Annotated in this window: 2 protein-coding genes; both read left to right on the top strand. The window is 75.4% G+C overall.

The annotated features are described in order from the left end of the window. Positions 1-13348 (top strand): type I polyketide synthase (locus AB1460_RS31645; RefSeq protein WP_420497426.1); only part of this gene is annotated, 13348 nt, incomplete at its 5' end. Positions 13349-13507: 159 nt separating this feature from the next. Further along, a partial coding sequence (locus tag AB1460_RS31640) for a beta-ketoacyl synthase N-terminal-like domain-containing protein (RefSeq protein WP_368965744.1) occupies positions 13508-13990 on the top strand: 483 nt, incomplete at its 3' end.

The following is a 13990-nucleotide window of genomic DNA, read 5'->3' as shown; positions in this document are numbered from 1 at the left end:
CTTCGATGCCGCCTGTGCGCATCTGGATCTTCACCTGGACCGGTCGGTCCGGGCGTTGATCGACGGCGCCGAGCCGGAGCTGCTCGACCAGACGGGGTATGCGCAGCCCGCGCTGTTCGCCGTCGAGGTCGCCCTCACCGCGTTGTTGCGTCACTGGGGTGTGACGCCGGACGTCGTCGTCGGCCATTCGATTGGTGAGATCGCCGCGGCGCACACGGCCGGGGTGCTGGATCTGGCGGACGCGGCGGTGCTGGTCGCGGCGCGGGGCCGGCTGATGCAGGCGCTGCCCGCCGGTGGGGCGATGCTCGCCGTACAGGCCAGTGAGGTCGACGTCCTCGTGGCTCTGGCGGACGCCGGTGTCGTGGTGGATCTGGCTGCGGTCAACGGCCCGACGGCCGTCGTCCTGTCCGGTGCCGTGGAGGCGATCGGCGCCGCGGCGGAGCTGGCCGCCGCGCGCGGATGGACGTCGACCCGGCTGCGGACAAGTCATGCGTTCCACTCGGCGTTGATGGAGCCGATGCTCGCCGAGTTCGCCGCGGTCGTTCGCGGGCTGCGGTTCCAGGAGCCCGTACTGCCGGTTGTGTCGAGCGTGACCGGACGTCCGGTCGAGGCCGGCGAATGGTCCGACCCCGGGTACTGGGTGCGGCAGGTGCGGGAGCCGGTGCGGTTCGCGGACGCCGTCGCGACCCTGGCGGCGACCGGGGTGACGCGGTTCGTCGAGGCGGGTCCGGACGGTGTGCTGACGGCGATGGCGGCGCAGACGCTGCCGGATGCCGAGGGCAGTGTGTTCGTGCCGCTGCTGCGTCGTGACCGGGACGAGACGTCCACGGCGCTGACCGCGCTGGCCCGGCTGCACGTCCACGGTGTCGTCGTCGACTGGACGGCGCTGTTCGAGGGCACCGGGGCGACGCCGGCGGAGGACCTGCCGACGTATGCGTTCCAGCGGCGGCGGTACTGGCTGGAGTACGCGCCGCTCGAAGCGGCCACGGCCGGTGAGGCCGACGTTGTCGAGGCGGCTTTCTGGGAGTCGGTCGAGCGGTCCGACCTCGCCGGGCTCGCGGCACGGCTCGAGGTGGACACGGCGTCGTTGGAGAGTGTCCTGCCGGCGCTGACGTCGTGGCGGGCGAAGCGCCGCCTGGAGGCGGCCGGCGACGGGTGGCGGTACCGGGTGACCTGGAAGCCGGCCGCCGACCCGGGCGCGGCCTCCCTGGCAGGCACCTGGCTGCTGCTCGCAACCGAGCCCGAGCCCGAGCCCGAGCCCGAGATCGAGACCGAGACCGAGACCGGAGCGACGCTGCTCGCCGCGGAGCTGGCCGGCGCGCTGACGTCGGCGGGCGCGACGGTCGTACGGGTGCCGGCCGACCCGGGGACGGATCGGGACGTGCTGGCCGCCCGGCTGCGGTCGGCGGTGGACGACCTCGGTGGCGGTGGCGGTGGCGGTGGCCTGGACGGCCCGGTCGCCGGTGTGGTGTCCCTGGCGGCGTTCGGGGCGGACCCGCTGGCCGACAGCCTCGTGGCGGCGCAGGCGCTCGGGGATGCGGGGATCGGCGCACCGCTGTGGCTGGTGACCTCCGCCGCGGTCTCCACCGGCCGGTCGGACCAGCCGGTGGACGTGGCACAGGCGCAGGTCTGGGCGCTCGGCCGCGTCCTCGGCCTGGAGCATCCCGAGCGGTGGGGCGGGGCGCTCGACCTGCCGGCCCGCCTGGACCGGCGGGCGGCGTCGCGGACGATCGCCGTCCTGGCCGGGCTGCTCGACGGGGAGGACCAGGTCGCGGTCCGTGGCAGCGGGGTGCTGCTGCGGCGGCTGGTGCCGGCGCCGGCGCCGGTTCCGGGTGTGGACGAGGGCGCGGGGTGGCGTCCGCGCGGGACGGTGCTGATCGCCGGCGGGACCGGCGGGCTGGGCGCGCAGGTGGCCCGGTGGGCCGCGCGCAACGGTGCCCAGCGGCTGGTGCTGGTGAACCGGTCCGGTCCCGGGGCGGCCGGTGCCGCCGAGCTGCTGGCGGACCTGACCGCGGCCGGTGCCCGGGCGGAGGTGCTGGCCTGCGACCTGGCGGACCGGGCGGCCGTGGCGGATCTGCTGGCCCACGCCGGCCCGCTGTCGGCGGTGGTGCACGCGGCCGGTGTCGGCGAGGACCGTGCCCTGGCCGACGTCGACGCCGATCATCTGCGCCGGGTGGTGGCGGGCAAGGTCTCCGGCGCGCTGCACCTGGACGAACTGCTCGGCGACACACCGCTGGACGCCTTCGTCGTCTTCTCGTCGATCTCCGGCGTCTGGGGCAGCGGCGGGCAGACCGCGTACGGCGCGGCGAACGCCGCCCTGGACGCACTGATCCTGCGCCGGCGGGCAGCCGGCCGGGTCGGTACGGCGGTGGCGTGGGGTCCGTGGGCGCAGGTCGGCATGGCGGCCGACGAGGCGGTGGCGGGCCAGCTGCGCCGTCAGGGCCTGACCGCGATGGACCCGGACCAGGCCGTCGCGGCCCTCGCCCGGGCGGTCGGCACCGGTTCCGGCACTGCCACCGGTTCCGGCACTGCCACCGGCTCCGGTGATGACGTGGTCGTGGTGGCGGATGTGCGGTGGGAGCTGTTCCTGCCGGTGTTCACCGCTGCCCGTCCGCGGCCGTTGTTCGCGGATCTGCCCGCGGCGGTGGTGCTGGCCGCGGACGCGGCGGCGGCTGCCGGCGGGACGGTGGTGTCGTCGCTGTCGCAGCGGCTCGCGGAGCTGCCTGCCGGCGAACGGGACCGGGAGGTCCTCGCCCTGGTACGCGCCGAGGTGGCCGGGGTGCTCGGGCACGACTCCGCCGCGGCGGTCGCGGGGGACCGGGCGTTCAGTGACCTCGGCTTCGACTCGCTGACGGCGGTCGAGCTGCGGAACCGTCTCGCGGCGGTCACCGGGCTGCGGCTGCCGGCGACGCTGGTCTTCGACTACCCGAACGCGCAGCGGCTGGCGGAGTTCCTGCTCGCCGAGGTCACCGGCGCGGCCCCGGCGGGAACGTCGCGGCTGCCCGCGGTGGTGGCGACCACCGACGACCCGGTCGTGATCGTCGGGATGGGCCTGCGGCTGCCCGGCGGGATCGACACCCCGGAGGGCCTGTGGGAGCTGCTGGCCGACGGCCGCGACGCCATCGGCGGCTTCCCGCTCGACCGCGGCTGGAACGTCGAGGAGCTCTACCACCCGGATCCGGACCACGCGGGGACGTCCTACGCCCGCGAGGGCGGGTTCCTCTACGAGGCCGCCGAGTTCGACGCGGGCCTGTTCGGGATCAGCCCCCGTGAGGCGCTGGCGATGGACCCGCAGCAGCGGCTGCTGCTGGAGACGTCCTGGGAGGCGTTCGAGCGCGCCGGGATCGATCCGACCGGGCTGCGTGGACGTCCCGTCGGTGTGTTCATCGGCGCCACCTACATGGGCTACGGGATCGGCGCGTTCGACAGCGACGACGAGGGGCTCGAAGGCCGCCTGCTGACCGGCACCGCCTCCAGCGTGATCTCCGGCCGGCTCGCCTACACGTTCGGTCTCGAGGGACCGGCGGTCACCGTCGACACGGCCTGTTCGTCGTCGCTGGTCGCGCTGCACCTGGCGGTGCAGGCGATCCGCGCCGGTGAGGCCGAGATGGCGCTCGTCGGCGGGGTGACCGTCATGCCGAACCCGGACCTGTTCGTCGAGTTCTCCCGCCAGCGCGGCCTCTCCCCGGACGGGCGGTGCCGCTCGTTCGCGGCCGGCGCCGACGGGACGGGCTGGTCGGAGGGCACCGGGGTGCTGCTCGTGCAGCGCCTCTCGGACGCCCGCCGCGCCGGCCGGCCGGTGCTCGCGGTCGTGCGGGGCAGCGCGGTCAACCAGGACGGCGCGAGCAACGGTCTGACGGCGCCGAACGGCCCGTCGCAGCAGCGGGTGATCCGGCAGGCCCTGGCCAGCGCCGGGCTCTCCCCGGCGGACGTCGACGCCGTCGAGGCGCACGGCACGGGCACGACGCTGGGTGACCCGATCGAGGCCCAGGCGCTGCTGGCGACCTACGGTCAGGACCGCCTGGCGGAGAACCCGCTGTGGCTGGGGTCGATCAAGTCGAACATCGGTCACACGCAGGCCGCGGCCGGTGCCGCCGGTCTGATGAAGGTGATCCTCGCGATGGGGCACGGCATCCTGCCCGCGACCCTGCACGTGGACCAGCCCACGCCGAGCGTCGACTGGGCCACCGGCGCGGTCGAGCTCCTCACCGCCTCCCGGCCGTGGGCCGCGGACGGCCGCCCGCGCCGCGCCGGCATCTCGGCGTTCGGCGTGAGCGGCACGAACGCCCACGTCATCCTCGAGCAGGCGCCGGAGCAGGCCGCGGAGCAGCTCCCGGCGCCGGTCTCCGCGGCCGGCGGGCCGGCCGAGCCCGCCCCGAGGGCGCTGCCGGTGGTTCCGGTACTGGTGTCGGGGCACGACGACGCGGCTCTGCGGGCGCAGGCGGGACGTCTCGCCGCGGTGGACGCCGATGTGCTCGCCCTCGGCGCCGGGTCGGTGCGCCGCGCCGTCCTGGCGCACCGTGCGGTGGTCCTGGCCGCGGGGGTGGACGACCTGCGCGCGGCGCTGGAGGCCCTTCGGGTCGGTGCCGGCGCGCCGGGCCTGGTGCGGGGTGTGGTGGGTGAGGGCCGGCTGGCGGTGCTCTTCACCGGCCAGGGCGCGCAGCGGATCGGCATGGGCCGGGAGCTGTACGAGACCTTCCCGGTGTTCGCGGACGCGTTCGACGCGGTCTGCGCGCATCTCGACCTTCACCTGGACCGGTCGGTCCGGGCTCTGGTCGACGGTGACGAGCCGGAGCTGTTGGATCAGACGGGGTATGCGCAGCCGGCGCTGTTCGCGGTCGAGGTGGCGCTGACGGCGTTGTTGCGGCACTGGGGTGTGACACCGGATGTGGTCGTCGGTCATTCGATCGGTGAGGTCGCCGCCGCGCACACCGCCGGGGTGCTGGATCTGGCGGACGCCGCGGTGCTGGTCGTGGCCCGCGGTCGGCTGATGCAGGCGCTGCCTGCCGGTGGGGCGATGCTCGCGGTGCAGGCCGGTGAGGTCGACGTCCTCGCGGGGCTCGCCGAGGCCGGTATCGCGGTGGATCTGGCTGCGGTGAACGGCCCGACGGCCGTGGTCCTGTCCGGTGCAGGGGAGGCGATCGACACCGCCGCGGAGCTGGCTGCCGCGCGCGGATGGACAACGACCCGGCTGCGGACGAGTCACGCCTTCCACTCGGCGTTGATGGAGCCGATGCTCGCCGCGTTCGCGACGGCCGTCCGCGGGCTGAGCTTCCGGGAGCCGACCCTTCCGGTGGTCTCCACGGTCACCGGTCGGCTGGTCGGGCCGGGTGAGTGGACGGATCCGGCGTACTGGGTGCGGCAGGTCCGGGAGCCGGTGCGGTTCGCCGACGCCGTCGCGACCCTGGCCGCGACCGGTGTCACCCGGTTCGTCGAGGCGGGTCCGGACGGTGTGCTGACCGCGATGGCCCAGCAGATCCTGCCCGACGCCGACGGCAGTGTGTTCGTCCCGCTGCTGCGCCGCGACCGCGACGAGACGTCCACGGCGCTGACCGCGCTGGCGCAGCTGCACATCCACGGCGTGGTCGTCGACTGGACGCGGCTGTTCGACGGCACCGGGGCGACGCCGGCGGGGAACCTGCCGACGTACGCCTTCCAACGGCGTCGGTACTGGCTGGAGAACCAGCTCGGGGCGTTCGAGCCCGACACGGTGCTCGACGGCGGGTTCTGGGACGCCGTGGACCGCGCGGACCTGACCGGGATGGCCGCGCAGCTCGGCCTCGACCCGACCGCGCTGGAACCGGTCATGCCCGCACTCGCCGCCTGGCGGGAACGGCGCCGGCTCGACGTGGCGGCCGACGGCTGGCGCTACCGCGTCACCTGGAAGCCGGTCGTGGACCCGGACCGGACCGCCCGGCCCGCGCAGCCGGGCACCTGGCTGCTCGTCGGCGCGGACGTCCCGGGCCTGGCCCAGGTGCTCGCTGACTCGGGCATCCCGACGGCCGCCGTGCCCACCGGGGCCACCGGGGCCACCGGGTTCGCCGGGTTCGCCGGGGACCGTGCCGCCCTCGCGCAGCGGCTGCGGGCCGTCGACGGGCCGATCGCCGGTGTGCTGGCGCTGGCCGGGTTCGCCGCGGACCCGCTGGCCGACGGCCTGGCGACGGTGCAGGCCCTCGACGACGCCGGGGTCGGCGCGCCGGTGTGGCTGGTGACGTCCGGTGCGGTCTCGACCGGCCGGTCGGACCGGCCGGTGGATCCGCTGCAGGCACAGGTGTGGGGCCTCGGCCGGGTCGTCGGCCTGGAACATCCGCAGCGGTGGGGCGGCCTGCTGGACCTGCCCGCCACGCTGGACCGGCGGGCGGCGTCCCGCGCGCTCGCCGTCCTGGCCGGGCTGCCCGGCGGGGAGGACCAGGTCGCGGTCCGCGGCAGCGGCATCCTGGTGCGGCGGCTCACCCCGGCCCCGGCCGGCACCGGCACCGAGTGGAGCCCGCGCGGCACCGTCCTGATCACCGGCGGCACCGGTGGCCTGGGCGCGGAGGTCGCCCGGTGGGCCGCGCGCAGCGGCGCGCGGCGGCTGGTGCTGGCGAGCCGGCGCGGGCCGGCCGCGGCCGGCGCCGCCGAGCTCGCCGAGGAGCTGTCCGCCGACGGGGCCGCGGTCGAGCTGGTCGCCTGTGACCTGGCCGACCGGGCGGCGGTGGCGGCCCTGCTGGCGCAGGTCGGTGATCCCGGTGAGCTGTCGGCGGTCGTCCACGCGGCCGGTGTCGGGGAGGACCGGGCGCTGGTCGACATCGACGCCGACCACCTGAACCGGGTGGTGTCCGGCAAGGTCGCCGGTGCGCTGCACCTGGACGAGCTGCTCGGCGGCACCCCGCTGGACGCCTTCGTCGTCTTCTCGTCGATCTCCGGCGTGTGGGGCAGCGGCGAGCAGGCCGCCTACGGCGCGGCGAACGCGGCCCTCGACGGGCTGATCCTGCGCCGCCGGGCCTCCGGCCGGGTCGGCACGGCCGTGGCCTGGGGACCCTGGGCAGCGGTCGGCATGGCGGCCGACGAGACGGTCGCCGGGCAGCTGCGCCGCCGCGGCCTGACCGCCATGGAACCCCGGCACGCGATCGCCGCGCTGGCCCGCGCCGTCGGCAACGACGACGACACCGTGACCGTGGCGGACGTCCGCTGGGCGGACTTCGTGGCGGTGTTCTCCGCCGCCCGCGCACGTCCGCTGTTCGAGGAGCTGGCCGCGGCCGGCGAGCCGCAGCAGCCGTCGGCGGGCCAGTCTCCCGACGCGGGTACGGGTCTCGCCGGGCGGCTGGGCGCGCTGCCGGCGTCCGAGCGGGAGAGGGTGGCTCTCGACCTGGTCCGGGCCGAGGTGGCCGCGGTGCTCGGGCACGGCTCGGCCGAGGACGTCCCCGGCGACCGCGCGTTCAAGGAGCTCGGCTTCGACTCGCTGACCGCGGTGGAGCTGCGCAACCGGCTGGTGCGGGCGACCGGGATGCGGCTGCCGGCGACACTGGTCTTCGACTACCCGAACGCCCGCCGGCTCGCCGGCCACCTGCTCGCGGAGATCCCCGGTGCCGCACCGGTGGCCGCCGGGCCCGCGACGTCCGTGATGCCCGCGCCGGTGGCGACGACCGACGACCCGATCGTGATCGTCGGCATGGGCCTGCGGCTGCCCGGTGGCGTCAGCACACCGGAGGCCCTGTGGGACCTGCTGGCCGCCGGCGGCGACGCCATCGGCGCCTTCCCGACCGACCGCGGCTGGGACCTCGACGCCCTCTACGACCCCGACCCGGAAAGCCTCGGGACGTCCTACACCCGCTCCGGCGGCTTCCTCCGCGACGCCGGTGACTTCGACGCGGGCCTGTTCGGCGTCTCGCCCCGCGAGGCCCTGGCGATGGACCCGCAGCAGCGCCTGCTGCTCGAGACGGCCTGGGAGGCGTTCGAACGGGCTGGTATTGATCCGACGGGGCTGCGTGGACGTCCGGTCGGGGTGTTCATCGGCGCCAGCGCCATGGGCTACGGCGCCGGCCCGGCGGAATCCCTGCAGGGTCTCGAGGGCCACCTGCTCACCGGGACGGCGTCGAGCGTGATGTCGGGCCGGCTGGCGTACACGTTCGGTCTCGAGGGCCCGGCGGTCACGGTGGACACGGCCTGTTCGTCGTCGCTGGTGGCGCTGCACCTCGCCGCGCAGGCGATCCGCGCCGGCGAGGCGGAGATGGCACTGGTCGGCGGTGTGACGGTCATGGCGCACCCCGACGTGTTCGTCGAGTTCTCCCGCCAGCGCGGCCTGTCCGCCGACGGCCGGTGCCGCTCGTTCGCCGCCTCGGCGGACGGGACGGGCTGGTCGGAGGGCGCCGGGGTGCTGCTGGTGCAGCGTCTGTCGGACGCCCGCCGGGACGGCCGGCGGGTGCTGGCGGTGGTGCGTGGTTCGGCGGTGAACCAGGACGGTGCGTCGAACGGTCTGACGGCGCCGAACGGCCCGTCGCAGCAGCGGGTGATCCGCCAGGCGCTGGCCAGCGCCGGCCTGTCCCCGTCGGACGTCGACGTGGTCGAGGCGCACGGCACGGGCACGACGCTGGGTGACCCGATCGAGGCGCAGGCACTGCTGGCGACCTACGGTCAGGGACGCCCGGCGGAGAACCCGCTGTGGCTGGGGTCGATCAAGTCGAACATCGGTCACACGCAGGCCGCGGCCGGCGCTGCCGGGATCATCAAGATGGTGCTGGCGATGCGCCACGGGACGCTGCCGGCGACCCTGCACGTCGACGAGCCGACCCCGCACGTCGACTGGGCAGCCGGCGCGATCGAACTGCTCACCGAAGCCCGCACGTGGGAGGAGAACGGCCGCCCGCGCCGCGCCGGCGTCTCGTCGTTCGGTGTGAGCGGCACCAACGCCCATGTCATCCTCGAACAGGCACCGGACGACGACCCCGCCGTGGCCGCGGAGCCGGGCACGGGGATGGTGCGCCCGGCGCTGCCGGTCGTCCCCGTCCTGGTCTCCGGCCACGACCGGGCCGCGCTGCAGGCCCAGGCCCGCCGCCTGCAGACGGCGGACGCCGGGCTGCCCGCCGACGCCGGCGCGCCGGGTACGGGCGTGGACGTGAGCGTGGGCGTGGGTGCGATCGGTGCGGCCTCGGTGCGGCGGGCGGTGCTGGCGCACCGCGCCGTGGTGCTGGCCGCCAACCGCGACGAGCTGGTGGACGGGCTGACCGCCCTCGCGGCGGGCACCGCGTCACCACGGGTCGTGGCAGGTGCCGCCGGTGAGGGCCGCCTGGCGCTGGTCTTCACGGGCCAGGGCGCGCAGCGGGTCGGGATGGGTTGGGCGCTGTATGACGCGTTCCCGGTGTTCGCGGATGCGTTCGACGCGGTCTGCGCGCACCTGGACGCCCACCTGGACCGGCCGCTGCGCGAGCTGATCGGCGACGGCGACGGCGACGAGCCGGGTCTGTTGGATCAGACGGGGTATGCGCAGCCGGCGCTGTTCGCGGTCGAGGTGGCGCTGACGGCGTTGTTGCGGCACTGGGGTGTGACACCGGATGTGGTCGTCGGTCATTCGATCGGTGAGGTCGCCGCCGCGCACACCGCCGGGGTGCTGGATCTGGCGGACGCCGCGGTGCTGGTCGTGGCCCGCGGTCGGCTGATGCAGGCGCTGCCTGCCGGTGGGGCGATGCTCGCGGTGCAGGCCGGTGAGGTCGACGTCCTCGCGGGGCTCGCCGAGGCCGGTATCGCGGTGGATCTGGCTGCGGTGAACGGCCCGGCGGCCGTGGTTCTGTCCGGTGCGGCGGAGGCGATCGGCGCCGCGGCGGAGCTGGCTGCCACGCAGGGATGGAAGTCCACCCGGCTGCGGACGAGTCATGCGTTCCACTCGGTGTTGATGGAGCCGATGCTGGCCGAGTTCGCCACGGTCGTCCGTGGGCTGACGTTCCGGGAGCCGACGCTTCCGGTGGTGTCCACGGTGACGGGGCGTGCGGTCGGGGCGGGTGAGTGGACGGATCCGGAGTACTGGGTGCGGCAGGTCCGCGAGCCGGTGCGGTTCGCCGACGCCGTCGCGACCCTCGCCGCGACGGGCGTGACCCGGTTCGTCGAGGCGGGTCCGGACGGTGTGCTGACCGCGATGGCGCAGCAGGTGCTGCCCGACGCCGACGGCAGTGTGTTCGTTCCGCTGCTGCGTCGTGACCGCGACGAGACGTCCACGGCGCTGACCGCGCTGGCCCGGCTGCACGTCCACGGTGTCGTCGTCGACTGGACGCGGCTGTTCGACGGGACCGGGGAGCAGGCCGTGGACCTGCCGACCTACGAGTTCCAGCACAGGAGGTACTGGATCCGCTCCGGGGCGGGTGTCGGCGATCTCGCCGCCGCCGGGCTCGGAGCGGCCGACCACCCGCTGCTCGGCGCGGTCGTGGCGATGGTCGACGACGACGGCGTCATCCTCACCGGCCGCGCCTCGCTGCGCACCCACCCGTGGCTCGCCGACCACGTCGTCGCCGGGACGGTGCTGCTGCCGGGCACCGCCTTCGTCGACCTCGCGGTCCTCGCCGGCGCCCACGTCGGCTGCGGATCGGTCGAGGAGCTGACGCTGCACCTGCCGCTCGCCATCGCGGAACGGGACGCCGTCCAGCTGCAGATCACCGCCGGGGCCGCGGACGAGACCGGCCGCCGGACCCTGCGCATCCACTCCCGGCCGGCCGACGAGCCGGGTGAGCAGTGGCGGCACCACGCCAGCGGCATCCTCGCCCCCGCCGTGGTGCCGGCCGAGGACACCGGCGCGGCGGCCTGGCCGCCCGCGGGCGCCGAGGCCCTGCCGGTCGCGGGATGCTACGAGCGCCTGCTTGACCTGGGCTTCGCCTACGGGCCCCACTTCCAGGGCCTGCGCGCCGCCTGGCACGCCGACGGCGACCTGTTTGTCGAGGTCGCCCTGGACGACGAGGCCGCGCGGACCGCCGACCAGTTCACCGTGCACCCCGCGCTCCTCGACGCGGCCCTGCACGCGCTCACCCTGCCCACCGGATCCGCCACCGCCCCCGCCGCGGCCGCGAATGGTGCAGGTTCGAACGGGGCTGCACCGGGCGGAACCGCGAACGCGGGACGTCTGCCCTTCGCCTGGACAGGGGTGACCGTGCACGCCCACGGCGCGGCCCGGCTGCGGGTGCGGATCACCCCGACCGGGGTGGACGCCGTCAGGCTGACCGCGACCGGCGACGACGGCCAGCCGGTCCTCACCGTCGACGCGCTCGTCCTGCGGCCACTTCCCGAGGGGCGGCTCGACCTCGGTACCCGCCACCAGCGCGTCTTCGCCCTCGACTGGGAGCGGAACACAGCCGTCACGGCGGCGGCCGCCACCACGATGAACGGCTGGGTGATGCTCGCCGGAGCGGCCGGCACAGCGGCCGGCACGGAGTCGTCCGCGGCGGATACGACCGCGGTCGCGCTGCGGCTCGGGTCCAGCGCGGCGCAGGCGGCGGGCCTGGCGGTCCGCACCGATCCGGCGGCGGTCCCGTCGTCGACGTCCGTCGTGCTGCTGCCGTGCCTGCCCGGCGGGGACGACCTCCGCGGTGCCACCGACGCCGTCACCCCTGTCGACGCGGCACCGGTCGACGCGGCGACGGTGCGCGCGGCGACGGTGCGGGTGGCCGACCTGGTGCGGCGGTGGCTGGAACTGCCGGTGCCGAGCGGGGCGAGACTCGTCGTCCTCACCCACGGCGCGGTCGCGGCCACGCCGGACGAAGCGCCGGCGGACCTCGCCCACGCGGCCGCGGTGTGGGGCCTGCTGCGCAGCGCCCAGCAGGAGAACCCGGACCGTCTCCAGCTCGTCGACCTCGACGGCAGCCCGGCGTCCTGGCGTGCGCTGCCGGCGGTGGTCGCCGGCGGCGCGCCGCAGGTCGCCCTGCGCGACGGGACGCCGCTGGAGCCGCGGCTGACCCGGGCCCGGGTCGTGCCGGCACCGGACACCGGGCTGTTCGGCGCACCCGAGGGGACCGTGCTCGTCACCGGCGGCACCGGGACCCTCGGCGGCCATGTCGCCCGTCATCTGGTGAACCGGCACGGGGTGCGCAACCTGCTGCTGGTCAGCCGCGGCGGGCCGACCGCCGGCGGGGCCGGTGAGCTGGTCGACGAGCTGACCGCGCTCGGCGCCACCGTCACCGTGCGGGCCGCCGACGTCGCGGACCGCACGGCCCTGGCCGGGGTGCTCGCCGAGGTACCGGCCGACCGCCCGCTCACCGCGGTGATCCACACCGCCGGTGCGCTCGCGGACGGCATCCTCGAGTCGATGACGGCGGAGCGCATCGAGACGGTGCTGCGACCGAAGGTCGACGGTGCGCTGAACCTGCACGAGCTGACCCGTGACCTGGACCTCGCCGCGTTCGTCCTGTTCTCGTCGGCGTCCGCGGTGTTCGGTACGCCGGGGCAGTCGAACTACGCCGCGGCGAACTCCTTCCTGGAGGCGCTCGCGCAGCACCGCAGGGCACACGGGCTCGCCGGCCAGGCGCTGGCCTGGGGCCCGTGGGCCGACGGCGGCATGGCCGGCGCCCTGGGCGAGGCCGACCTGGCGCGGATGATCCGCGCCGGGGTGGTGCCGCTGAGCGTGGCCGAGGGGCTGGAGCTCTTCGACGCCGCGCTGGCCACCGACGCCGTGCCGGTGGTGCCCATCCACCTCGACCTGCGCGGGCTGCGGGCCGCCGGGGGCGAGGTGTCGCCGCTGCTGCGCCGGCTCGTCCCGGCACCGGCCCGCCCCGCCGCTGCCGCCGTACGGGTCGCGGACGGCTCCGGCGAGCCGGACGTCGTGCGCCGCCTCGCGGCCGTGGCGGTCACCGAACACCCGGCGGTGCTGCTCCAGCTGGTGCAGCACGAGGTCGCCGCCATCCTCGGCTACCCGTCGGGTGACGACATCGACCCGGCCCGCGGCCTGCTCGACCTGGGCTTCGACTCGCTCACCGCGGTCGAGCTGCGCAACCGGCTGAACGGCGCCACCGGGCTGCGGCTGCCCGCGACACTGCTCTTCGACTACCCGACGGCCGAGATCCTCGCCGGTCACCTCGTCGAACTGCTGCGGCCGGTGACGTCCGCGCCGGTACCGGCCGGCTCGGTGCCGGCTGGGTCGGTGCCGGCGACCGTGGACGTGCTGACCGACCTGGCCCGGCTCGAGGCCGCACTGGCCGGTGACGCCCTTGCCGGCGAGGTGCGGACAGAGGTCGCCGGGCGGCTGCAGGAACTGCTCGCGCAGTTCCGGGACGTCACCGTCGAGGAACCCGCGGACGACGTCATCGAGCTTCTTGATTCCGCGTCCGACGACGAGATGTTCGCGTTCATCGACAACGAGCTGGGATTTGACGGGCAGGCCAGCGGCCAGGCCTGATAGGGGCCCGCTAGGGGTTGTTGGCCCGTCGGGCCGCCCCTAGCGTCCGATATGGATGGGTGAGGTGGCTCCAGTGTGATTTCACTGGAGCCCACTTTGTGTGCGGGTGAACCTCGGACCGGGTGTGACCCGGCGTTCTCCGGAGTGAGGTGGCTCAGAATGTCGGGCGAGCAGCGGCTCCGGGAATATCTGAAGCGTGTGACGGCGGAGCTGCACCAGACCCGCCGCCGGCTGTCCGAGGTCGAGGCGGGCGGCCGTGAGCCGGTGGCGATCGTGGGGATGGCGTGCCGGTATCCGGGTGGGGTGTCGTCGCCGGAGGGTCTGTGGGAGCTGGTGGCGCAGGGTCGTGACGGGGTGGGGCTGTTTCCGTCGGACCGTGGGTGGGATGTGGAGGGGCTTTACGATCCGGATCCTGACCGGCCGGGGACGTCCTACACCCGTGAGGGTGGTTTCCTGTACGACGCGGCGGATTTCGATGCGGGGTTGTTCGGGATATCGCCGCGTGAGGCGTTGGCGATGGATCCGCAGCAGCGTTTGTTGTTGGAGTCGTCGTGGGAGGTGTTGGAGCGGGCGGGTGTGGATCCGGTGGGGCTGCGCGGCAGCCGGACCGGGGTTTTTGGGGGGCTGATGTGCCACGGCTAC

It is taken from the genome of Parafrankia sp. FMc2 (assembly GCF_041008525.1).
Classification (GTDB): Bacteria; Actinomycetota; Actinomycetes; order Frankiales; family Frankiaceae; genus Parafrankia.
This window is presented reverse-complemented; position numbering and strand designations above follow the sequence as displayed.